General features: G+C 32.4%; 22 protein-coding genes, 1 tRNA gene and 1 pseudogene. 6 read left to right on the top strand and 18 right to left on the bottom strand.

Annotation, left to right across the window (positions count from 1 at the left end; translation table 11 throughout):
• Positions 1-6 precede the first annotated feature (6 nt).
• Positions 7-450 carry a hypothetical protein gene (locus OEW74_RS07020; protein ID WP_265427792.1) on the bottom strand — a complete coding sequence of 148 codons (444 nt, stop codon included), beginning with the start codon at positions 448-450 and terminating at the stop codon, positions 7-9.
• A 218-nt stretch (positions 451-668) separates the two neighbouring features.
• Here OEW74_RS07020 and OEW74_RS19690 point away from each other — a divergent pair.
• Positions 669-812: pseudogene (locus OEW74_RS19690) on the top strand (RHS repeat-associated core domain-containing protein); the annotation flags it as partial.
• Between the two features lie 381 nt (positions 813-1,193).
• Here OEW74_RS19690 and OEW74_RS07010 read toward each other — a convergent pair.
• The 3 genes from OEW74_RS07010 to OEW74_RS07000 form a co-directional block, all read right to left on the bottom strand.
• Entirely contained in the window at positions 1,194-2,099 is a 906-nt protein-coding gene (locus OEW74_RS07010; protein WP_265427791.1) for a site-specific integrase, read from the bottom strand.
• Positions 2,100-2,349: 250 nt separating this feature from the next.
• A tRNA-Ser gene (locus OEW74_RS07005) sits at positions 2,350-2,437 on the bottom strand.
• Between the two features lie 128 nt (positions 2,438-2,565).
• Positions 2,566-4,269 (bottom strand): DUF4041 domain-containing protein, encoded by a 1,704-nt coding sequence (locus tag OEW74_RS07000; protein ID WP_265427790.1) that lies wholly within the window; start codon positions 4,267-4,269, stop codon positions 2,566-2,568.
• Positions 4,270-4,434: 165 nt separating this feature from the next.
• Here OEW74_RS07000 and OEW74_RS06995 point away from each other — a divergent pair, with 165 nt between their 5' ends.
• Positions 4,435-5,601, top strand: a complete 1,167-nt coding sequence (locus OEW74_RS06995; protein WP_265427789.1) for a retropepsin-like aspartic protease — start codon at positions 4,435-4,437, stop codon at positions 5,599-5,601.
• 40 nt (positions 5,602-5,641) lie between these two features.
• Here the strand turns inward: OEW74_RS06995 and OEW74_RS06990 are convergent, their stop codons facing one another.
• From OEW74_RS06990 to OEW74_RS06955, 8 genes are all read right to left on the bottom strand, one after another.
• Positions 5,642-6,997 (bottom strand): M20/M25/M40 family metallo-hydrolase, encoded by a 1,356-nt coding sequence (locus OEW74_RS06990; RefSeq protein ID WP_265427788.1) that lies wholly within the window; start codon positions 6,995-6,997, stop codon positions 5,642-5,644.
• 26 nt (positions 6,998-7,023) lie between these two features.
• A complete protein-coding gene (locus OEW74_RS06985; protein WP_265427787.1) occupies positions 7,024-7,488 on the bottom strand; it encodes a hypothetical protein in 465 nt (154 codons plus the stop codon).
• 24 nt (positions 7,489-7,512) lie between these two features.
• The gene (locus tag OEW74_RS06980) at positions 7,513-8,070 is read right to left on the bottom strand and encodes a hypothetical protein (protein ID WP_265427786.1); all 558 of its coding nucleotides are present in this window, start codon (positions 8,068-8,070) and stop codon (positions 7,513-7,515) included.
• 22 nt (positions 8,071-8,092) lie between these two features.
• Entirely contained in the window at positions 8,093-9,493 is a 1,401-nt protein-coding gene (locus OEW74_RS06975; RefSeq protein ID WP_265427785.1) for a M28 family peptidase, read from the bottom strand.
• A 52-nt stretch (positions 9,494-9,545) separates the two neighbouring features.
• Positions 9,546-10,790, bottom strand: a complete 1,245-nt coding sequence (locus OEW74_RS06970) for a DUF1015 domain-containing protein (RefSeq protein WP_265427784.1) — start codon at positions 10,788-10,790, stop codon at positions 9,546-9,548.
• Positions 10,791-10,797: 7 nt separating this feature from the next.
• Positions 10,798-11,757, bottom strand: coding sequence for a D-2-hydroxyacid dehydrogenase (locus tag OEW74_RS06965; RefSeq protein WP_265427783.1), 960 nt, complete (start codon positions 11,755-11,757; stop codon positions 10,798-10,800).
• Positions 11,758-11,882: 125 nt separating this feature from the next.
• Entirely contained in the window at positions 11,883-12,947 is a 1,065-nt protein-coding gene (gene serC, locus OEW74_RS06960) for a 3-phosphoserine/phosphohydroxythreonine transaminase (RefSeq protein WP_265427782.1), read from the bottom strand.
• Positions 12,948-13,076: 129 nt separating this feature from the next.
• Positions 13,077-13,427, bottom strand: coding sequence for a 4Fe-4S binding protein (locus OEW74_RS06955; protein WP_219240263.1), 351 nt, complete (start codon positions 13,425-13,427; stop codon positions 13,077-13,079).
• A gap of 59 nt (positions 13,428-13,486) precedes the next feature.
• Here OEW74_RS06955 and OEW74_RS06950 point away from each other — a divergent pair, with 59 nt between their 5' ends.
• The 3 genes from OEW74_RS06950 to OEW74_RS06940 are packed head-to-tail and all read left to right on the top strand — an operon-like array spanning position 13,487 to position 15,734.
• The gene (locus OEW74_RS06950) at positions 13,487-14,521 is read left to right on the top strand and encodes an acyl-CoA reductase (protein WP_265427781.1); all 1,035 of its coding nucleotides are present in this window, start codon (positions 13,487-13,489) and stop codon (positions 14,519-14,521) included.
• Between the two features lie 47 nt (positions 14,522-14,568).
• Positions 14,569-15,015 (top strand): peptidylprolyl isomerase, encoded by a 447-nt coding sequence (locus OEW74_RS06945; protein ID WP_204535011.1) that lies wholly within the window; start codon positions 14,569-14,571, stop codon positions 15,013-15,015.
• Positions 15,016-15,044: 29 nt separating this feature from the next.
• Positions 15,045-15,734, top strand: a complete 690-nt coding sequence (locus OEW74_RS06940; protein ID WP_265427780.1) for a Bax inhibitor-1 family protein — start codon at positions 15,045-15,047, stop codon at positions 15,732-15,734.
• A 230-nt stretch (positions 15,735-15,964) separates the two neighbouring features.
• Here OEW74_RS06940 and OEW74_RS06935 read toward each other — a convergent pair whose 3' ends face one another.
• The 4 genes from OEW74_RS06935 to OEW74_RS06920 form a co-directional block, all read right to left on the bottom strand.
• Entirely contained in the window at positions 15,965-16,213 is a 249-nt protein-coding gene (locus OEW74_RS06935; protein ID WP_047481054.1) for a DUF6952 family protein, read from the bottom strand.
• A gap of 122 nt (positions 16,214-16,335) precedes the next feature.
• Positions 16,336-16,641, bottom strand: coding sequence for a thioredoxin family protein (locus tag OEW74_RS06930; protein ID WP_034758304.1), 306 nt, complete (start codon positions 16,639-16,641; stop codon positions 16,336-16,338).
• Between the two features lie 450 nt (positions 16,642-17,091).
• A complete protein-coding gene (locus tag OEW74_RS06925) occupies positions 17,092-17,724 on the bottom strand; it encodes a peroxiredoxin (protein WP_265427779.1) in 633 nt (210 codons plus the stop codon).
• A 158-nt stretch (positions 17,725-17,882) separates the two neighbouring features.
• Positions 17,883-18,224 (bottom strand): helix-turn-helix domain-containing protein, encoded by a 342-nt coding sequence (locus OEW74_RS06920; protein WP_265427778.1) that lies wholly within the window; start codon positions 18,222-18,224, stop codon positions 17,883-17,885.
• 549 nt (positions 18,225-18,773) lie between these two features.
• Between OEW74_RS06920 and OEW74_RS06915 the strand changes: the two genes are divergently transcribed.
• Positions 18,774-19,790, top strand: a complete 1,017-nt coding sequence (locus OEW74_RS06915; RefSeq protein ID WP_265427777.1) for a TlpA disulfide reductase family protein — start codon at positions 18,774-18,776, stop codon at positions 19,788-19,790.
• Between the two features lie 37 nt (positions 19,791-19,827).
• On the opposite strand, the gene OEW74_RS06910 is transcribed toward OEW74_RS06915, so the two are convergent.
• Both OEW74_RS06910 and OEW74_RS06905 read right to left on the bottom strand, forming a co-directional pair.
• Positions 19,828-22,767: a M16 family metallopeptidase gene (locus tag OEW74_RS06910; RefSeq protein ID WP_265427776.1), complete on the bottom strand. Its 2,940-nt coding sequence runs from the start codon at positions 22,765-22,767 to the stop codon at positions 19,828-19,830.
• An 8-nt stretch (positions 22,768-22,775) separates the two neighbouring features.
• Positions 22,776-23,969 (bottom strand): pyridoxal phosphate-dependent aminotransferase, encoded by a 1,194-nt coding sequence (locus tag OEW74_RS06905; protein ID WP_265427775.1) that lies wholly within the window; start codon positions 23,967-23,969, stop codon positions 22,776-22,778.
• Positions 23,970-24,044 lie beyond the last annotated feature (75 nt).

Here is a 24,044-nt window from a genome sequence, read left to right as displayed (position 1 = left end):
AACTTTCTATTTCTTAATAAATAGATAATCACCCTTTAAAAGAAATTTTACATATCCTTCCAAGTTATTTTGTATCATAAAATTTGAGATAATTAATTTTGTAGAAGACAAATTCCTTTTTTTGTTTAATTTTTTTATTAAACTGATTGTTTCTACCAAATCTTCTTTAGTATTACGTGCAAAATTATTATAAATAGTATCTGTAAACTGACTAAAATTTATACTTTTGAGAATCTCTTGCTTTTTCTTATCGTCCCAGTTATTTTCTATAGCAGTTTGCTCTACTTTATTTTTACAATAGCTATTAAAATAATTTTCAAATTCGGTTACTTTAATAAGTTTATCAATCAAAATTTTATTGTCCTCTGTAGGCATCGATGGTGGCGGCGGAGCTTGTGCAAGAGCAGATGAAGTAATAAAAAAGGTTAATAGCAATAAAATATTTTTCATAATATGATTTTTATAAAACAACAATATTTTTAAGTTTAGCTGCTTTGATAAAAGCATCGATTGTTTAAAAATAAAAATTTAATCTGTAATATACGAATTTTATTTTTTAATTGAAAATCATATCTTTACGAAAGCGAGCAAGAGAAGACGTTCACAGTGAAAAGCCTCGCACGAGAAAAAGTTGAGTAGGAAACTTTGAAAAAAATGAAGTAGATTACGGAATGTATGATTACGGAGCAAGATTCTACATGCCTGATATTGGAAGATGGGGTGTGGTAGATCCGCTGGCGGAAAAGAATCGAGCTTGGTCTCCATTTAGATATGGGTTTAATAATCCTATAACTTTTATTGATCCAGATGGAAGAAATGAGAATAATATTTTTGTAAATAGTGAAACAGGTGATGTGAAAATTGAAGAAAATAATCTCCCTGATCGAGTATACATCGTTAATAAAAATAATCAAAAAATTGATGTGAATAAAGATGGAAATATAGATGAGGGCGATTCTGAGTATGTTGGCGAAGATGGTACTGTTGCGAAAACATTAACAGAACTAAATTTCCCAACAAAAATTCGAGACCAAATGTTTGCTGGTGATTCACCGCCTCTTGCTTCTGATAAACAAACAGTATTTAGTCTAGATTATGACGTTGCAACCAAAGTTTTTGATTTTATAGAAAATAATACATTTGTAGAATTCTCTCAAAAGTCCTTTACTGTAAATGGGTTAAAAAAAGCTACATTACAACATCACATCTATTTGGGAAAGAATGGGAATATTTGCCTCAATTTTTGTCTTTGTTCTTTTGATCTTAATCCATTTCTCACTATTACTACCGATTACTATATTTTCTTTTGCTAGCTTCTTTACATCTGAATATGATAATCCTGTAAAACAACAGAAAAGGAAAATATCTCGAACTATTGTTAATCTCTCTGTCTTAAATAATTTATTCTTAATCCTATCTAATTCAGCTTCCGTTAGGAAACAAGCCTCGGTCACTATTACCTTAGATTTATAATTTAAAAAAGGATTTTTAGTCATCCATTCATTATCTAAACAAATATTAATTATTTTCTGAAAATTCTTGATATATTTTACTGCTGAATTATTTGCACAATTACGAACTGTTTTTAAAAAGAATTCATAATCCGCTATAAATGTCGGATTTATTTCTGTTACGCCAATATCTGAGATATTATATTTCCGCATCATAAATTGCTGAGTGTGTCTAAGAGAGGTTTCATATCTTTCCCAAGTTCCATGAGCAAATCCTTTTCCTATCAATTTTTCTATTTGACTATTATGGTCTTTGAAAACATTTATTAATGTGACTTTTCTGACATCAATAACTAAAAATCTATTTTTTAGATTTTCACAGGTAATTGCCTTTTTGCTGTTTAAAAGATAAATGTAAGATTCGAACATTTTTGTTCGTAAACCCTCAAGGAATGAATTTAAAGATTTTGTCTGAGATGAACTTCCTGAAATTTTTCCCGATTTGGAATTCCAGTCAGAAGTTTTTATGTTTTTTCCTGTAGAAATTTCAATTCGTTTTCCATCAACGGTAATCCGCATATAAATGGCTGAAACATCAGAATTGCTTTTCGTCTTTTTTGTGTAAAATAGTAAACTGTAGGTTTGCATAAATAATAATTTTAAAGGTTAATAAATTTATTTGTGAACCTTTAAACCTACAAGATGTTCAATTGTTTGAATAAGTAATGAATAGGGCGTTTATCATCAAATTAGGTGAGTACTTGTTTTTCTTTTTTACTACTCACCGAATGACTCTCTTTTTATTTGTATTATTATGATATTTTTTGATATAACATAAACACAAAAAAGCCTTTAAATACTATTATTTAAAGGCTTTTGATGTTTTTTGGTTTCCAACTGGCGGAGAGAGAGGGATTCGAACCCCCGGACCTGTTACAGTCAATAGTTTTCAAGACTATCGCAATCGACCACTCTGCCATCTCTCCTTAAACTCCGATTGTATCGTTGTTTTCAGTGGTGCAAATATAGAACGTTTTTTTATTCTGACAAAGAAAAATCTAACAATTATTTTAAGTTTTTAGCTAAAATTCAAAAAATGAATGGGTTATAAAGCTTAAATTTCTTCAATAACTTCTTCGTAACTCACGGGATCTGCTATTTTCTGATACTGTTCCCATTCGGCTTCCAAAGTTTTATCGGTTTTCATTTCCTCTTCGAGCTTTAAAGTTTCCCTGTATTGTTTTGCTTCAGCCAAAAGTGTCCATTTACAATTGATTCCTATTGTTTCAAGATGGTTTTTCAGATCACTTAAATCGAGTCTGAAAAACTCTTTTCTTGGATTAATTTTATTGAGCTGGTTTTTAAGAAATTTCTTGTGAAGCTGTCGTTCCAAAGCGGGAGCGTCATCCGAATAAATCATCGCATGCACATCAAACTCAAACGGAACACTTGCATCACCTAATTCACGAACCCGGTCTAATGGCTCTAAACGCCTCGTCATCCCGATTTTATAAACATGTTCTCCAAACGAACCGATATTTGAAATGACATAAACGTTCCCGGTTTTGGTCTGTTGCGCCATAGAGATAGCTCTTTGGTTTTTTTCTTCTGCCTGTTCGAGTTTTCCTTGCAGTTCTTCTAATTTTTGCTGAAAAAGAGCTTTCTGTTCTTCATTGGCTCTCGAAACTTGCGCTTCCGCTTTTTCAATCAGTCTTTTTAAAGTTTGTTCTTCTTTTTCTGCGTCTTTTATTGCTTTTTCAAATTCTTTTCGGGCTTTTTCTTCTTCACGGATTTGCTCGCGAATTTGTCGTTGCTCTTCAAGCTCATTTGCCCGTAATTCTTGTGCTACAACTGCCCATTTTAGCTCTTCAAGTCTTGCCTGGTGATAAATTTCTGAAATTCTTGCATTACGGAAAGCTTTTCCATTAAAATTAACCAACTGAAAAGCATCCTCGATTTTCTGTTTTAAAATACCATAATTATCTTTTCTTACGGTTGACAAAATAGAATCTACTTTTCCGTTGTAAGCGTCTATTACAAAATCGACGGCTGTTTTTTGTCTTTCGTTATCCATATATTCACAGATTCCGGCTTGTCGGTTGACGATCATAATTTTATTATTTTGACGGAGCTTTTTAAGATTTTCACCCGCATCTTTATGACTGAAATCTTCAGCAAGCTCATCTAAAAGAGTGTAACTTGGCACAAGATATTCATTTCCATAACCCTTAATAACGTTTTTCATGGCCTGAATTCTATTTGCAATTTCATCAGCTTCTCTTAGACTTCGGTATGCATCTCCGCCAATAGTTTCGGCTTTATTTTCAGCATTATCGATGATTCTTTTAGATTCTCTTACCGCATTTTCATACAGAAGTTCAATTTCTCTTTGTTTCTTTTCAGTAAGTTCTTTGATGTTTCTTCGGGATTCTTTGGCGTTTTCCTGAGCTTCAGATAATTCCAGATTACCTCTTTCTCTCAGTTTTTCATAGTCTTTTTGAGCTTTTTTAAGCAAATATTCACATTCAATTTTTACATCGATAATGTTTTGGTATTTGCTTAATTCCACAATTTTATCTTTTAATTCCCGATTGGTAATCTGAATATATGATAAGTCTTTTTTTGCAGACTGAAGATTTGTTTTTAAAGAATTATTTTCTGTCTGATATTTTAATATTTCAGATTGAAACTGATTAATAATCCTTGTTAAATCAATAATTTTGAGATCCTTATTTTTAATTTCGTTCTTTAGTTTTTTAGCTTGTGTATAGAAATAGATAGCCAATACAGCTAAAATTACAATGAGAATAATTTCCATGGTTATTAGTTTTGTGATGCAATAATACACAAACATTGATTTGTTTCTTTACGGGAAACCGTATTTAGGTTTAAATTAACGATAAAGCTAAAGTAAGCGAATTAACCTTTTAATATTGATTAAGCCTCATTCATGATAAAACACTATTTTTATAAAAAATAATTCATGAAAAAATATATATTCTTTGTTCTACTATTTCTTACGATCACAGCTTCAGCACAAGGAAAAAGATTTTTTGAAAATGGTAAAGCTGAATTAAAAAATCCTGTTGAAAAAATTAATCTGACTTATACCAACGAATTGCCTTTCGTTAAAGTAAATATCAATGGGAAGATCTATCGGTTTCTTTTTGATTCCGGCGCTCCGACGGTGATTTCAACTGCAATTTATAATGAGCTCAATCTTAAGAAAAAACACCGCAGTAAAGTCACAGATTCCAAAAAAAATAAGCAGGAACAAATCTTTACCGAAGTTCCGGAAATGAAAGTTGATGAAATTACCTTCAAAAATATTGGAGCTATTGTGATGGATCTAAAAGGAATTGAGTTTGAATGCTTTAAAATTGACGGGATTATCGGAGCCAATCAGATGGCAAAACTTTTCTGGAGAATTAATTATTCAGAAAACTCAATAGAAGCAACCAAAGATTTAGCAAATTTCTCTAAAGAAGGCTACGAAACCGTATTGTCATTTACTCCAAAACCTCAGAAAACTCCAGTTGTAAAAGCTAATATTTTAGATGAAAAAATAAACCTTACTTTTGATACAGGATTTACAGGTACGGTAAGAATTTCTAACAATGAGTATGATCCGAAAAATACTAAAGTAAAATCTATTGAAACTTACGGAACAGCTTCTGTAGGAGCTTTTGGAGCAGGGAAACCCGAATCTTCTTATTATTTTAAACCCAATGAAGTGCTTTTGGATGAACAAAAATTTGAAGACGAAATTGTTTCTACAGGATCTTCAAGTCTTCTTGGAAATGAATTTCTGAAAAAGTTTAGATTTATAATGGATTGGAAAAATAATAAAATCTATTTAAATAAAATTAAAAATTATCCTTCAAAATTAGAATCTTTTGGCTTTGCCTATCGATTTATAGATCATAAAGCAAAAGTCGTATTGCTTTTTAACGGAAGTGATGTTCCACTAAAACTTGACGATGAAATTATGAGCCTGAACAACATAAGCTTAGAAAATCTTGACCAGGAATCTGTTTGCAAATATCTGCAAAATCGTATAGAAAAAGATCTTAATTCTATCACCGTTAAAGTGAAAAGAGAAGGGAAGGTTTTAGACTATATGATTGCTAAAAAAGAATACTTGAAATAAATTAAAAACAAGAAAGTCCTCAATTTGAGGACTTTCTGTTTTACCAGTTTTTATCGATCATATAAATCATTTGTGTCATAATTGTTGCTCCTAATAACAATTCGCGACGATTGACTTTTTCAAAAGTATCTTCTTCGGTATGATGAATATCAAAATATCGCTGGGAATCCGGAACGAGTTCTGCTGTAGGAATTCCCATATCTTTTAAAGGGTAAATATCTGTTCCGGAATATCTTCCGTCAAAATCATAAGCTCCGTAAGGAATAAATAGGGGAGACCATGTTTTAATCTGATTGATTTTATCATCATCCATTTCTAAAGCAATTCCTCTCGGAGAAAAACCTCCCGCATCAGATTCTAAAGCAAAAAGGTGTTTTTCATTGTTCTCTTTTACGGTTTTTCCGTATTGTTGACCGCCTTTCACACCGTTTTCTTCATTTGCAAAACAAACAACTCTTATGGTATGATTATTTTTCAGGCCTAAATTTTTAAAGGTTCTTAAAACTTCAATGCTCTGCACAATTCCAGCTCCGTCGTCGTGAGCTCCTTCACCAACATCCCAAGAATCTAAATGTCCGCCAACAACAATGACGCTTTTATCTTTATTTCCTGTAATTTCGCCAATCACAGAGTGGGAGAGCCTTTCGGCTTTCATTCCGCAATTTGAATTGAGTTTAGCGGTAATTTTTTGTGATTTTAAAAGGGTTTCCAATTCGTCTGCAGTAGTATTTCCAATGGCAACGGCCGGAATTTTTTCTGAATCTCCGTATCTCATCGCTCCGGTATGCGGTACATCATCAAATGCAGAAGAAAGTGACCTTACAATGGCAAATTTTCCACCTTTTTTGGCTGTTAAAGCTGCAGCGGTAGACCGATAAACTGAGGCATCGCTGTATGATTTGAAAGTCTGAACATAAGACTGACTGAAAGGATAATTAAAGAAAACAATTTTATCTTTCACCTGTTCCGGACTGAGCTTATCGTATTCTGCCAAAGATTTTACCATAATAATCTCTCCAGAAACATCTTTTCCTTTTGTTCCTTCGGAGTTACCAAGAGAAAGCATTTTTAGAGTTTTCCATTTCCCGTTTTGAGCTTTTATTTTTAAAGATTCTTTTCCTCTTTCCCAAACCGGAATCATTACTTCCTGTAACCAGACTTTGTCAGCGCCGGCTTCTTTCAGTTTCTGTTCTGCCCATTTTACCGATTTTTCATAAGCTTCAGAACCGCTCAGTCGATGGCCAATGTTTTTGGTTAAATCTCTAAGCTCGGTGTAAGATTTTCCTTTATTTAAAATTTCTGTTGAAATTCTGCTGAACTGTATAGAATCTTCTTTGATTTGTCCAAATACATTTAAACTTAAAAAGACAACCGCAGCTGATAGAATATTTTTCATAATTACTCTTTGTTTAGATCTTCACATTAAAATTTCAACTCTACATCGATCTGTCTTCCTTCTTCCAATGCTTTCTTATCCATGGAAGAACCTACTGCAGCACCGATACCTAAACCAATTGGTAATCCTATTGCCATTAATCCCATATTTTTCATTAGTAAACCAAAAAGAAGTCCGATTGGTAAACCGATAGCGGTCATTCCTACCGCTAACCATAATTTTTTATAATAGCTTTTAGGAACAATTTTATGCTCTTTCTCCAAATATTTTATGATGAGATCTTGCTTGTCTTTTAATAATTTCAGTAATGCTTTATCATGTAATGTTGTTGAATTAGTTTGCTCAACAATATTATTAATATAATGTACCGCTTCAGAAGGTAACTTTTTATCGTTAAGTTTTTCTAAAACTTCCTGAAATTGAGAGTAGAGTTCGTTGATTTTAGGATTGTTTATTTTGTCTGGATCTAAGTTTAATTGAATGATTTCCATTTTTAATATTGATGATTAGTTTGATTAAACAGGTTGAGAATTATCATTAGTTTTGGGAATTTTAAATAATAAAACTAAAGCCCAAATTTGAAGTAGAGTTTGTACAATATTGATGATTCCTATAACAGGATCGTTTTTTATATTAGAAAGTATAAATGGAATTCCAAAAATGCCTAATCCAAAAAGAACAAGTAATAGATACTTAAACCATTCTATGCCTTTGCTGGTAAAATATGCCAATGTAAAACCGAAAGCTAAGACAATAATTGCAATGAAAACTTCAAACCCACTATGTAAAGTATCATACGTCCAGATTAGATTACCAATTCCTAAAAATGCTGAAATATAAAGGAATTCTGCAGCTTTTTTATAATTAGGATGTATGCTTGTATCTGTATTATTTTTATTAATTTCTTTTTTAGAAAATCTTTCATTCTCTTCATCAGTAAATATTCTGCCTCTGGATTTCAAAATTTCATAGGCATACTGATTGGCTTCCGGTACAAATTTACTTTCAGGCTTGATATATTCTTCTAATTCCTGACTTGATTTTTCCTCTAAAAGCCTTTTATTAACGCTCATATTTTTTGATTTTTCTTAATTCTTACCAGTTTTTATCGATCATAAAGACAAGCTGCGTCATCGCAACTGCTCCAAGTAATAATTCTCTTTTATTGACCTTATCGAAAGTATCTTTTTCAGAGTGGTGATAATCGAAATAACGTTGTGTATCGACCACCATTTCTACCAAAGGAATGTCTAGTTTTTTCAAAGGTGCAATATCCTGAATGGCATAGGTTTGGTCGAAATCATAGATCCCGTAAGGTAAAAAGTAGTTTTTCCATTCGAAAATAAGCCTTCTTCTCTGTGGCGACATATCTAAAGAGAAACCTCGCGGAGAATATCCTCCGGAATCACTTCCTAAAGCCAGAATATGTTTTTCTTCTTTCTTTTTTACGCTCATGGCATACGTTTCTCGACCCATTCCGCCATTTTCACTGTTGGCGTAAAGTACAACTCTTATGGTGTGATTATTATCGTATCCTAAAGCTTTAAACGTTCTTAAAACTTCCATACATTGTACCACTCCGGTTCCGTCGTCATGTGCACCTTCTGCAAAATCCCATGAATCGAGCTGGGCTCCGAGAACAATTATCTTAGAATCTTTTTTTCCTGGAATTTCACCAATGATATTGTGATTAATTGTTTCACCTTTTGATTCGGCAGACATATTAATTTTAGCTTTAACAGACGTTTTTTTAAGAAGACTTTCAAGTTCATCTGCAGAACGAACTCCAATGGTCATTGCCGGAATTCTTGCTTTATCGTCCGGTTCGTAATACACCTGTTTTGCATGCGGAATATCGTCTGAAGCCGTTGTTAATGATCGTATGATTAAAGCTTTTGCGCCTTTCTGACCAATAACAGACGCAGAAATAAGTTTAGATTTTGCTGCGATCATATAAGAATCTACCGTACTGATTACCGTAGGATCGATAGGGTAGTTAACAAAAATAATCTTATCTTTTACATCGGAAGTTCTCAGATTTACCAGTTCCTGTACATCATTTACCAAAAGAATATCGGCAATAAGATCTTTTCCTTTTGTTCCTTCAGAATTCCCGAAAGAAAGCATTTTTATAGTTTTCCAGTCACCGCTGGACGTTTTTATTTGTAAAGATTCTTTTCCTCTGATCCAGATCGGAACTCTCACTTCCTGTTTCCAGATATTTTCTGCACCGGCTTCTTTTAAGTTTTTTTCTGCCCATTCCGTAGCTTTTGCATAACCAGGCGTTCCGCTGAATCTTGAGCCGACTCCTTTGGTTAATTCACCAAGATTATCATAAGCAGTTCCGTGAAGAAAAATTTCGTCAGAGATTTTCTTAAATTCTTCGTGATAGTTGAATTTAGGAATCGGTTTGGGCTTTTTTGCCGGAGTTTTTTTCTGAGAAAATAAAAATCCACTCAAAAAGAGTGGAAATATGATGAGTAAGATTTTTTTCATTTTTACTGACCGTTTTCTTTTCGGAGCATAAAAATAAATAAAAAATAGATAATTATGGCTTCATATCGTACATTAATAATGCAGTAACCAGTTTAGGCTCGATAAATGTACATTTTGGAGGCATACTAAGCTTTAAATCTGATATTTTAATCATATCATTAAAGCTTACCGGATAGATTCCGAAACCTACTTTTCCTTCACCATTGTCTACTTTTTCTTTCAATAGATTGATTCCTTCAATATTGGAAGTTCCTTTTACATACATAATCTGATCTGAGCTGTCAGAATCTTCAATATTCAAAATATCTTTAATGATATACTTATCTAAAATATGATGATCGAGATTATCAAGTGACATTTCTGGAGAACGCAAATCGTGTTTTACGTGAAGTGAATAGAATTTTCCATCCAAATACATTGAAATGTGGAATTTCTGAGAAGGGTAGTATGGAGTCTGATCTTTTTCGTGAATAAGGAAATATTTTTCCAGTTTTTTCAAGAAATCTTCACTAGATAAATCTCCAATACTACTCAGAATTCTGTTGTAATCGTGAATTTTGATTGATTGATTGGAAACAATAAAACTATAGACAAAATTATACGCTTCAGTTCCGTTGTGACGTTTGTTTTTTTCTTTAAGACGCTTTGCGTGAAGCGCTGTAGAACCAATTCTATGGTGACCATCAGCAATATAAAAAGATTCGATCTGATCGATCACTTCTTTAAACTGTTGCAGTTTCAATCGGTTATCTATTCTCCAGATTTTATGTCTGATCCCGATAGAATCTACATGATTGAAAATAGGAACATTTTTTTCCTCGTGATTCATCAGCAATTCAATTTTTGAATTGGACGGATAAGTAAGCAAAACAGGTTCTGCCTGAAGATTCACTTTATCAAGATAATGCGCCAGCTTTTCTTTTCTTTGAGGAATGGTACTTTCGTGCCTTTTTATTTTTCCGCTCCAGAAATCTTCAATGCTCGATAAGCCAAGAAGCCCTCTGAATATTTGTTTGTTTGGATAAATCTGCTCATAAAGATAATAGGCAGAGCTATCCTGAACTAAGGTTTTGTCTTCCAGAAGTTCTTCAAAAGTAGTACGGATTTTCCTTAAATTCCGGTCGACATCTTTAGATTTGCTTACAACATAGGGTTTAATCATATTGATGTAAGTTTTTTCTTTTTGTGCTTTTTCAGCAATTTCAGCTTGTGTGAAATTATCTAAAGGATGAGTAGGAAACGTTGACTCATGATCTTTATGAGGTCGTATTCCACGGAAAGGTTTAAAAACTGGCATATATAATTTATAGTTTCTTTTTAATTTCAATAATCTGATGGGCAAGTTCTACACCGATTTTTTCTTGCGCATCTACGGTGTTTCCTCCTAAATGCGGTGTAAGAGACAGGTTCGGATTCATCAGTAAAATAAGTTCAGGTGACGGTTCGTTTTCAAAAACATCAAGAGCGGCTCCTGCCACTTTCCCGGATTCTATAAAATCGAGCAAAGTAACTTCATTGATCACGCCTCCTCTTGCGGTATTGACGATGTAAACGCCATCTTTCATTTTTTCAAACTGTGGAGTATCAATAATATACTCGTTGGTTTTTGGGGTATTGATACTGATAAAGTCGGTGTCTTTTAAAAACGCTTCGGTATCATTCGTAGAAGTAATTTCAAAGTTTAGTTTTTGACCGTCAAAAAATTCTAAGCTTAAAACTTCTGTTCTGGGTTTTCTGGTCAGAACTTTTACTTTCATCCCTAAAGAAATTCCCATTTTTACTACTTCCTGACCGATACTTCCAAAACCAATGACTCCTAAAGTTTTGCCCGAAAGTTCGTATGCTTTGCTGAAAGATTTTTTCATCGCATTGAAATGAGTTTCCCCTTCCAATGGCATCAATCGGTTAGATTCATGTAAAAATCTCGCTAATGAAAAGAAATGTGCAAAAACCAACTCTGCCACCGATTTTGATGAAGCAGTAGGAGTATTGATTACATATAATCCTTTTTCAATAGCATATTCAACGTCGATATTATCCATACCAATCCCGCCTCTTCCGACGATTTTAAGATTCGGACAAGCATCAATCAAATCTTGTCTAACTTTGGTAGCACTTCGCACCAGAAGAACATCTACGTTATTTTCATTAATGAAACTGATAACGTGATCCTGAGCAACTCTATTATCGAGTAGCTCAATTCCTGCTTCTTTTAAAGCGATCTCTCCAGCTTTGGAGATTCCGTCGTTAGCTAAAACTCTCATTTATTATTAAATTTGATTTAAAGATTAAAAAAATGAAATATTTAAAAATTAAAATCGGGTCGCAAATTAAGAAAATTTTAACAATGATAATAATCTTTTAATCTTTGAATTTTTTAATTCTAAAATTACTTAATAGATTTCATTACATCTACCAAAACCTGTACACTTTCTATTGGTAATGCATTATACAAACTAGCTCTGTAACCACCTAAGCTTCTGTGTCCGTTTAAACCACTGATTCCTACAGCTTTCCAAGCCGCATCAAATTCTTCTTTCTTGATTTCATCAGTTAATTTGAAAGAAACATTCATTAACGAACGGTCTTCTTTTACACAGAACGTTTCAAATAAAGGGTTAGAATCTATTTCGTCGTACAATAATTTAGCTTTAGCTTCATTTCTTGCTTCTGCCGCTGCAATTCCTCCATTTTTTTCTAAATATTGTAAAGTCAATAAAGATGCATAAACAGGGAAAACCGGAGGTGTATTGTACATCGATTCTTTAGAAATATGCTGATTGTAATCTAAAATTGAGAACATATTTTCTCTTTCTGTCTTACCTAAAATTTCTTTTTTTACAACAACTAAAGTTACTCCTGCAGGGCCCATATTTTTCTGAGCTCCGGCGTAGATTAAATCAAATTTAGAGAAATCTAATTGTCTTGAAAAAATATCAGAACTCATGTCACAAACCATCAAAGTCTCCACTTCTGGGAAAGTTTTCATCTGAGTTCCGTAGATGGTATTGTTTGAAGTGCAGTGGAAATAATCGTATTCTGCACCTATTTTATAATCCTTAGGAATGAAAGAATAGTTTTCTTCTTTAGAAGAACCTACAACATCTACACTTCCTACTTTTTTAGCCTCTTTTATAGCTCCTGCAGCCCAAGTTCCTGTATCAAGATAAGCAGCTTTTCCGCCTACTTTCATCAAATTGTAAGGCACCATTGCAAATTGAAGACTTGCACCACCTCCCAAATACAAAACTTCATAATCATCACCAAGATTCATCAGTCTTTTTACAATCGCGCGAGCTTCATCCATTACTGCAACAAAATCTTTACTTCTGTGCGAAATCTCAAGAAGCGATAAACCAATCCCGTTAAAATCTAAAATAGCTTCTGCTGATTTTTCAAATACTTCCTGAGGTAAGATACATGGTCCTGCGCTGAAATTGTGCTTTTTGCTCATAATTTTACTTGTTGTTTTTGCAAATTTTATTCAATATAGAAAAAATTTGCGGTTTCATTATTACTATTTCGAAGAGATTTAATTTTAATATAAAATAAAACCGTCTCATAATCTATGAGACGGTAGTTTTTATTCACCGTGTAAGAAAGCTTTTTTGCTTAGCAAAGCTTCGTCAGATTCTACATGATCTTCATCCGGAACACAGCAATCTACCGGGCAAACCGCGGCGCACTGTGGCTCTTCATGGAAGCCTTTACATTCTGTACACTTGTCTGTTACAATGAAATAAACATCGTCACTCACAGGTTCCTGTGGTGCATTTGCGTCAACTGTAAGACCTGATGGTAAAGTTACAGTTCCTGAAAGTTCAGTACCCTCGGATGCTTTCCAATCTACCGCTCCTTCATATATTGCATTGTTTGGACATTCTGGTTCGCAAGCCCCACAATTAATGCATTCATCAGTTATTTTAATAGCCATCGCTAATTTTTTTTAAATTTGCACAAAATTACAAAATATTCCCCAATTTTACAGTAATTATGAATATCGAAAGTAGAGTTTTAGGACTAAATAAATTAAGTGCTTATATAAAAGAGTTTTTAGCAAAGAATTCTGAAAATTATAATGAGAATGATGTTGAATTTCAACAAGTGTTGAAGAAATCAGAAATTGAAAATCCGTGGTTTACGGCTGATAATCAGAAATATGCTTTGAAACAATGGTCTGAATTACTGACCGAAGAAAATATAAATGAATGGCTGCAACATTATTCACCTTCTAAAACTTCAAAAAAAGTAGGGTTAATTCTTGCGGGAAACATTCCTCTGGTGGGATTGCATGATGTGATTTCTGTGATTTTAAGCAATCATATTCCTTTGATCAAGTTGTCATCAAAAGACAAAACAATGCTTCCGTTTTTACTTAAAAAATGGAAAGAATTTTCTGACGGAGAAATCAATTTTGAAATGGTTGAAAGATTAGAGAATTTTGACGCTGTTATTGCAACAGGAAGCAACAATACGGCGAGATATTTAGAATATTATTTTAAAAATCATCTAAGTATTATCCGTAAAAACAGAACTTCGATTGCGGTTTTAAAAGGTGATGAAACAGAAGAAGAGCTGAAACTTTTGGCTCATGATATTTTCCAGTATTTTGGTTTGGGATGCAGAAATGTGACCCGAATTTTTATTCCGCAGGATCTTGTGATCGACAGATTGTTTGAGAGTTTCTTAGACTTTAAAGAAATTATCAATCATAACAAATACGCCAATAATTACGATTACAACAGAGCGGTTTATCTTTTAAATCAGGATAAATTCTGGGATAATAATTTTGTGATGTTGAAAGAAGATGCCCAATTATTCAGTCCGCTTTCTGTGATCAATTTCAGCAGATATTCTTCTTTGGATGAAGTGAAAGATTTTATTGCTGAAAATGAAGAAAATATTCAGTGTGTTGTGGCTAAAAATGAGCTAGGAATTGATTCAATTCAATTCGGAGAAGCACAAAACCCGGGATTGAATACTTATGCAGATAATGTAGATACGATGAAGTTTTTGGAGGTTATTTAATTTATTTAGCTTAAATTAGGTCAGCCAAATTTAAATATCTCATAAAAATGAAAAAATTAATCGTTGCTCTGTGTCTGTTTTCGGTTTCATCAGCTTTCGCACAAGAGGTGAAAAAAATGGAAGTTCAAAATCCACCAATGGATATTTCGGCTTCTATTCCTAAAGATAAAATTGAATTGTATAATCAGTCGTTCTCTAAATTTATTTCTGCTCTAAAAACAGCAGATAAACAAGCGGTTGGAACTCTGATTTCTGAAAAGGTAAAGAGTCTGGTAGATGAAAATATGATCCAAAGGCTTTCTGGCGGAATAAGCTTTGACAGAAAGACGGAAGTTTATCAGTCAGGATATCAAAAGCTACCCGATAATCAGACTTATCCTTCGGTTCAGTATAAATATACAGATGATAAAAATGATCCGCCGAGAGATTTAATTACGGTGATTTTTGAAAATGATGGTAAAATTCTTGGTGTAAAACCGGATTACAGTAATTAGAAATAATTAAAATTATAAATAAAGAACTTATGATGACAGATGTTTTAGTCGCGCATTCTTCGGATGTAGAAAAGGCTAATTTTTACAAAAAGACCTATTTGCATGTTGCTTTTGCAATTCTTGCATTTATAGCTGTTGAAACTGTTTTATTAGCAGTTGTTCCAGGCGAAATGGTTTATATGATGGTAGCACAGAAATATAGCTGGCTTTTGGTTTTGGGGATATTTTGGTTGGCTTCTTTTTTAGCAAACAAATGGTCTTTAGCTCAAAGCAGATCTACTCAGTATTTAGGTCTTGCTCTTTATACTTTACTTCAGGCAATTATTTTTTTGCCAATGATGTATATGGCGATGGCTTATCCCAATACAGGTCAATTGATTTTTCAGGCAGCAACTCTTACAATTGCTATGTTTGCAGGGGTTTCTGCAGTAGCTTTTACTTCTAAAAGAGATTTTTCATTCCTTAGAAATATTATTACAATCGGAGGATTTATTGCTTTGGGGTTAATTGTTGCCGGAATGATTTTCGGTTTCGACCTTGGACTTTGGTTCTCGGTAGGAATGGTGATCTTGGCTTCAATTACAATTTTATATCAGACAAGTAAACTGAAAGATTCTTACACAACAGATCAGTACGTTGGAGCTTCTTTACAGCTTTTTGCTTCTATTATGTTGTTGTTCTGGTATATCTTGAGAATTTTAATGAGCAGAAGAAGCTAATTTTAGTGATGAGTTATGAGTTATGAATTATAAGTGATAAGTTTTATCGAAATTTTATAATTCACTTTTATAAACCCAAAAAATCCTGATGTCTTTTCATCGGGATTTTATTTTTGGTATTTTAAACACAAATGGCATTAATTTACTCACAAATAACACAATTTTTAAATTAAATATTTGTGCAGATTAGTGAAAAAACATTCGTGGAATTAGTGTTTAAATATTAAATATTACTTGTCAATTGAGCCTAAAACCTTCTGCGCGAAAGAGTTTAAAGCATCTTTTTCGCTCATTCCGTTTTGTACGTTGGCGTGAACTTCCAAAGCGCCACAAATATTGGTAATCAATTCACCTGCAACATTCATGTCTTCTTCTGTAGTTCCTCTAAACTCTGTGAAAGATTCTAAAACCTCTAAAGTTTTTTCAAGATTTTCCGGAGTTTGGTTTTGATAAAACTGTCTGATTACTGGTAATTTCATAATTCTTTTTATATTTTTTAATTGCAATAAATTGTAGTTATTAAAAATATTTGTTGATGTATCTCAACCGAAAATATTGAATTTCACCCCAACAACTATTAACTAACAACTATTAACCCTTATTACAATTCGTTAAATAAATTAATTAAACTTTCAGCTTGGTTAGACTGAACCTGGTTGACCAATTCACCGTTCTTGAAAATTGCGAAGGTAGGTAAGTTGTCAACTTTTGCTAATTTTCTGCTTTCAGGAAGTTTTTCTGCATCCACATATAAAAAAGGAATTGCATCGTTTTCTGAAGCTAATTTTTTGAATTTAGGCTTCATGATTCTGCAGTTTCCGCACCATGTTGCACCGTATTGCACTACTACTTTTTCGTTATCATTAACGATATTTTGTAACGTATCTTCTGTTAATTCTGTATACATAATTTTAATTTGAAAATTTGAGAATTGATTAATTTGAAAATGTTTAGAGTTCATTTAAGTTTAAATAATTCTATTCATTGAGCATGTTTATTTGATGTTTTAATCTACCATCTGTAAGAATTATATATGAAACTTAATCTGACTCTTAGAGGCTGTTTAAATTTGATATTTATTTTTAACATTAAGAAATTAAGATCATTGTCTTAAAAAAAACTTAATACAAAATCAACGTGTTGATTTCTTAACCATTTCCTGCTTAAATAACTAAATACCTTAATGTTAAAATAAGAATAAACAAAGTTTATTTTAATTTAGAAAATTAAGACAAAGGCAATAGAAAAACATTTAATAAAAATTTAAACAGGCTCTTAGAAATAGAAAATGAGATAATTTTTAAATAATCATGTGATCAATTTTCAAATTATCTCATTTTCAAATTACCACATTATCTTAGTTCTTTGCTAAATATTCAGCAGTAGAAGTTCTGTCAGCTTTCATTGCATCTTTACCTTCTTCCCAGTTTGCAGGACAAACTTCACCGTGCTTCTGAACGTGCGTATAAGCATCGATTAATCTTAAATATTCTTTTACATTTCTTCCCAAAGGCATGTCATTTACCGACTCGTGGAAAACTTTTCCTGTTTCGTCGATCAAATAAGTTGCTCTGTATGTTACGTTTGAACCAGTGAAAACTTCTTCACCTTCTTCGTTGTATTCGAAATCCTGATCTACAATTCCTAAAATATTTGCCAATTGTCTGTGAGTATCAGCTAAAAGCGGATAAGTAACTCCTTCAATACCACCGTTGTCTTTTGAAACATTTAACCAAGCAAAGTGTACTTCGTTTGTATCACAAGAAGCACCAATTACTTTAGTGTTTCTTTTTTCAAACTCGCCTAAAGCTTCTTGAAATGCGTGAAGCTCAGTCGGGCAAACAAAAGTAAAATCTTTTGGATACCAGAATAAAAGTACTTTCTGTTGGTTTGTTGTAGTTTCTTCAAAGATGTTGATTCTAAGATCATCACCCATTTCAGACATTGCATCAATCGTTACGTTTGGAAATTTTTTACCTACTAAAGACATAATTTTCTAATTTTTTATTTGATTAATTTTACAATGCAAATATACATAGTTTTGTCTATTGGAAAAATACTTATTGATAAATAAAATCTATAATTGTTTTTTTGTTACAATGAAAAAAAATGTTTGTTTAAAGCTTTATCATTGTATTAAAGATGGTTTTATTGCTCAAAATCTAATTTCTTTTTCAATTCATGAATATCATCTTTATTTTTTTGGATAATATCTATAAATTGTTGGAAGAAAAGCTCCGAAACGAGATTCATTTCATAAATTGATTGATGACAATTTATAGTATCATCTGTTTTTGAGTCTAAAAAGTATTCAAAATCTTTATCAAAAAACTGACAAATTTTATCCATCAATAAAAAATCTATTTTCTTTGAATTTCCACTTTCTATATTGTGTAAAGTTCCCTGTGAAATACCCAGCTGAAAAGCTAATTCACTCTGGGAAAGATGATTTTCGTCTCTTAGTTTTTTGATTTTTGTGCCAATGTCCATATTTCTAAATTAATTCTTGTGAAAACGGGTGTTATTCATTTTTAAGTTATACAACTGTTAAAATATTAAGAAGCCAACTTAATGATGTTTGCTTCTAAAATCAAGAAAATGTATTGTACAATTCCGGAATTTTACAAATTAAAATGGAAAATCATTTAGTCTTTCGATTTTTTGAACGAATTATGTAAACGTTTTTGAGTGTATTTTGTTTTTTAATTAATTTTCTGATTAATATAATCAGTTTCCTAGTTGGCAAGAGGTAAAGGAATTTTTAAACTTGTAAAAGCAATCTAAAAAATTGCTACATCCAGCAAAATAAAAGACAAAGAATATGCTAAACTAAATTTTTAATTATTAAAAAGGATATTTCTCCTGAAGAACTTGAGGAGTTTTTAAAAAAGACAAATTAGAAACAAGAAATTTAATCAAAGATTCTTCAGAAAAACTTTTAGCAAATGATTCCATACAATTTTTAATAAATGAGAAGAATATTTTTTTTTAATTCTATTATGGGGTATTTTCATTAATGGAAAGGTAAAATCTGATACTTTGAAAACGATCATAAAAGGAAATATTGAAAACCTAACTGATGGTAAAATTTACTTATACAAAAATACTTTTGATCATGTTATTGATAGTGCTGATGCAATAAATGGAAAGTTTTATTTAGAGCATATGTTTTTAGAAAACGAACCTCAATATATCGGTTTCTTTCACTACGATCGTCAGAATTTAAAAACATTATTTTTCTTTCCCAAAAAAGGTTTAAAATCAGATAAAACAAAATATGTTGATAGAATAATGTCTGATTCTCTAATCATTTTTGATAAGCCTTTAAAAATAAATAAAGAAGTTTCAAATTCTCATACAATATATGCTAATACTACTGTAAACGGTGGGAAACAAACTTTAGCTTACTTAGAATCTGAAATTGATTTATTTGATAATATAGATATAACAACAGTAAATTTGATTGGTGAAAAAATAAAAAAATATCCTTTTTCCTATCATCTTCTTTATGAATTGCAAGATCATAAAAATGATTTGGATGCAAAAGATTTAGAAAAATTGATGCATTTGTTTAATAATGATATTAAGAAATCACTGGTTTACAATAACATTGAAAACTTTATCGCTTTAAAAAATAAATCAAAAAAAGAAAAAATAATCACGTCTTTAAAGAGCAATAATGAAAAGAACCAAAAAATCATCAATGAAGATTATAAAAAACATTTAATCGTTTTTTGGGCGAGTTGGTGTGGCCCTTGTTTACAGGAAATCCCATATCTGAAAAAAATAAATAAGGAAAATAAAGACTTAGAATTAATATCAATCTCAATAGATAAAGATGAAAAAGCATGGAAAAAGAAACTATCAGAACAGAAAATGACTTGGAAACAATTGATTGCAAATTTACAAGATCAAAAACTTTTAGAAGCGAGTTTCGGATTTTCAAATACCGTTCCTTATACAATAATTATTGACAATAATTTTAAAGTCTTATATCAATTTACAGGATTAATTTCAAAAGAAAATTTAGACAAGATCTTAAAAGAATATAATTAAATAAAAAAAGAGCCTCTTTCGAAGCTCTTTCTGGTTTTTAATAACCGAATATTTCAGTAAGACTTAATTTTTTAAGCTCACCCAATTTCTGTAAATCTTCATCTTTCACTTTATCTTGTGCAGCGACAAGACAGTAAGTGTAATTTTTCCCTTTCATTTCAGAATCATGGAAGGTATTGATGTCTGCAAAATTTAGTTTCGGAGATTGTTCATACACATTTTTCCTTCTGTCATAATCAAGACCCAATTTTTGAGCTGATAAATAAGAGAAAATAATTCCATCTTGGGTAATTCTTTCTGCAGCGATCGTTTTTCTTAATCCGCTTTTTGCAGTTTCAAATAACTGATCAGATTTTGGAAGAGCTGTTAAAAGTTCGTTCATCGCTGTGGTAGATTCATTCAGTTTGTCAGCCTGAGTTCCTACATAAGCCATAATCATATTTTTGTCATCTTTTTTACTAGGTTGGGCAAAATACGAATAAGTAGAATACGCCAAAGCTTTAGATTCTCTGATGGTCTGGAAAACGATAGAACCCATTCCGCCACCAAAATAATTGTTAAACAAACTTATTGTAGGGTTAAGATTTGGGTTGTAATTATCTGCATTTCTTACCCAGAATACTTCAGCCTGTACCATATCATAATTGGCAAACAAAACTTTATTTTTATCCGTCGGAACCTGAGTAAAGGTTTTAGATTTCGGCATTTCTTTCAATGTTGCCGGAACTTTATGAATCAGGGTTAAAGAAGATGAAACTTCGTTAGCAGATTTTGGTCCGTAGTGAAGAATTTTATGTTTAAAATTAAACAAATCATGAAGAACATTCACCAAATCTTCCGCTTTTAAGGCATCCAATTCTGCATCAGTTAAAACATTATTGAACGGATTTTGAGGACCGTATTGAGCATAGCTTCTTAGTCCGCTCATAATTGTTCCTTTATTTTGTTTTGCGTTGGCTCTGGCTTTTTTCAGTCTTGCTTTGTAAGAATCTAAAGCTTTTTGGTCTGCTACACAGTTTTTAATTAGATCCTCAAATAAATCTGCAGTCTTATCAAAGTTTTCATTTAAACCTTCTAATATTACATACGTTTCTTCGTTTCCTGCGCTTATCCTAAAGCTTGAAGCCAGTTTGTAAAATTCTTTACTGATTGCTTCAGAAGACTTATTTTTTGTTCCTAAATATTCTAAATATTCTGCAGCTAGCGGAAGCATTTTATTATTCCATTTACCTGAATCGAAATAATAATACATTCTGAAAAGATCATTATCTGTGTTTTTTACAGAAAGAATATCAACGCTTTTTACTTTGCTTTTTGCAATATCTTTGTCGAAATTTAACCAAACCGGAGAAATATTGTTTTCCGGGATCGCATCGATTTTCTTAAGAAACGGAGACTGGTCTTCTCTGTTTACCGAAACCGGTGTAATAGTTGGCTTATCTACTTTTACAATGCTTTTATCTTCGCCTTTCTTCTTGTAGATCGCAACGTAATTGTTATTCTGAAGATATTTAGATGCAAAATCCATAATATCTTTTTTCGTAAGCTTAGATATTTCCTCTAAATATTCTAATGAAGCTTTGTGATCAATATCAGATGTAAATTCATCCATTAAGATACTTGCTCTGGAAGAATATTTTTCGTCTTTCTGAATGATGTTTTTCTTCTCGTTATTAACAATAGACGGAATTAAATCATCTGAAAATTCACCTTTTCTAAGTTTTTCAATTTCCTGAAGAAGAAGATTTCTCACTTCGTCCAAAGACTGACCTTCAGTTGGTCTGCCTTGTAAAAGCAACACCGAATAATCTTTTAAAACATACGGAAATGCATAAGCTGCCAAAAGTTTTTGCTTTTTTACAAGATCCAGGTCAATTAATCCGGCTTGTCCGTTGGTCAGCATATTTCCAATTAAAGTCAAAAGCCTTGCGTCTTTGGTCGTTGCTCCCGGAAATCTGAATCCCATCATTACACTTTCGGGATTTGGGCCTACAACTTCTTTTACAATGGGTGATGCAATTGGCTTTTCTTGTCCGACAACGTAGCTTGGAATAGCTTTAGACTTCATGTAAGAAAAAGCCTTATCGATTTTAGCAATCATTTCATCAGGATTAAAATCTCCCGACATAATCACTCCCATATTATTGGGAACATAATAATTGTTGTAATATTCTCTAATTGCTTTTAAAGAAGGGTTTTTCAAATGCTCAATGGTTCCGATGGTGGTCTGTTTACCATAGTTGTTATTCGGAAACAAAGTCTCAAACATTTTATCGTAAACTTTATCGGTATCATCATCCAAACTTCTGTTTTTCTCTTCATAAACGGCTTCAAGTTCTGTATGGAAAAGTCTTAAAACAGGTGCTCTGAAACGTTCTGACTGCACAGCCAAAAATTTATCAACTGCATTTGCAGGAATATCTTCTACATAAACAGTTTGCTCGAAAGAAGTAAATGCATTGGTTCCATCTGCACCCATTCCTGCCATCATTTTATCGTATTCATTGGCAATAGCGTAGTTGGCAGCTTCACCCGAAACTTTATCTATTTCTTTATAAATTTCTTTTCTTTTGGCTTCGTCTTTTGTCTGATTGTACTTTTCGTAAAGAGCATCAACTTTGTCTAAAAGAGGTTTTTCTTTTGCCCAATCTTTTGAACCAAACTTATCTGTTCCTTTGAAGAGCATGTGTTCCAGATAATGCGCAAGACCAGTGTGAGTTGACGGATCGGTTTTACTCCCTGCTTTTGTAGCAATATAAGTTTGGATTCTTGGTTCTTTATTGGTCGCACTTAAAATTACAGTAAGTCCGTTTTTAAGCTTATAATATCTTGCAGAAGTAGGATCGTTGGTTACATATTTATACGTGTAACCATTTGATTTGGCTTCTTTCCACTGAAAATCCTGAGCTTGAGCATATCCACAAAAGCTTGCTGCAGCAATACTGGTTACAATCGTTAATTTTTTAAATAGATTCATGGTTGTTTTTAATTAAATTTTTCTAATAATTCTTTTATTCTTTTCATCGCTTCTCTTAAATCTTCTTCAGAGGCTGCATAAGAGAATCTGATACATTCCGGACTTCCGAATGAAACTCCGCCAACACAGCCTACATGAGCGTTTTCTAAAATAAACATTGCAAAATCATCAGCATCTTTTATTTCAGTTCCGTCTAATGTTTTTCCGATATAGTGAGAAATATCAGGATAAAAGTAAAAAGCAGCTTTTGGTAAAAGTACCTTAAAACCTGGAATTTCTTTCATTAGATCAAAAACCAGATTTCTTCTTTCCTTAAATGCATCAATCATGTATTTATATTCAGACGGATCGGTTTTTAAAGCAACAATTGAAGCTCTCTGAGCAACAGTATTCGCTCCGCTCGTCATTTGTCCCTGAATTTTTTCACAAGCTTTTGCCAACCATTCCGGACAAGCGGAATAACCGATTCTCCAACCTGTCATTGCAAAAGCTTTAGACATTCCGTTGATAACAGCGGTTTGCTCATAAACTTCAGGAAACTGGGCGATAGATGTCGTTTTAGTTTCGTAATTGATGTATTCGTAGATTTCATCGGAAATTACCGTTACATGAGGATACTTAGCAATCACTTTCGCTAAAGATTTCAATTCATCATAGGTATAATATCCACCTGAAGGGTTACAAGGCGAGCTAAAAAGAATAGCTTTTGTTTTTTCATTAATCGCTTCTTCAAGCTGTTCTGCTGTGATTTTAAAATCGGTAACGTAAGAAGTAGGAAGCATTACAGAATTTCCGCCCATCATTTTTACCATTTCATCATAGCTTACCCAGAAAGGAGTAGGAAGAATTACTTCATCTCCATCATTGATAATCGCTGCTAAAACATTAATAATTGCTTGTTTAGCTCCGTTTGAAACACAGATTTGTGTCGGTTTATAATCGAGTTGATTGTCTCTTTTTAATTTTTCAGAAATCGCCTGACGAAGTTCTAAAAATCCCGGAACAGGAGAGTAGTGGCTGTAATTTTCATTGATTGCTGTAAAAGCAGCTTCTTTGATATTATCGGGAACGTCGAAATCCGGTTCGCCTAATGTTAAAGAAATCACATCTATTCCGTTGGCTTTCATTTCTCTAGCTTTGTTTGACATGACGAATGTCTGCGAGTAACCCAACCTGTTTACTCTGTCTGAAAGTTTATTCATGTATTCTTTTTGTCTTTTTAACAAATATATATAAAAACTTAATTTGAATAAACTGTTAATAAAACTTATTTTTGC

Source organism: Chryseobacterium sp. YIM B08800, assembly GCF_026163565.1.
Lineage (GTDB): Bacteria > Bacteroidota > Bacteroidia > Flavobacteriales > Weeksellaceae > Chryseobacterium.
This window is presented reverse-complemented; position numbering and strand designations above follow the sequence as displayed.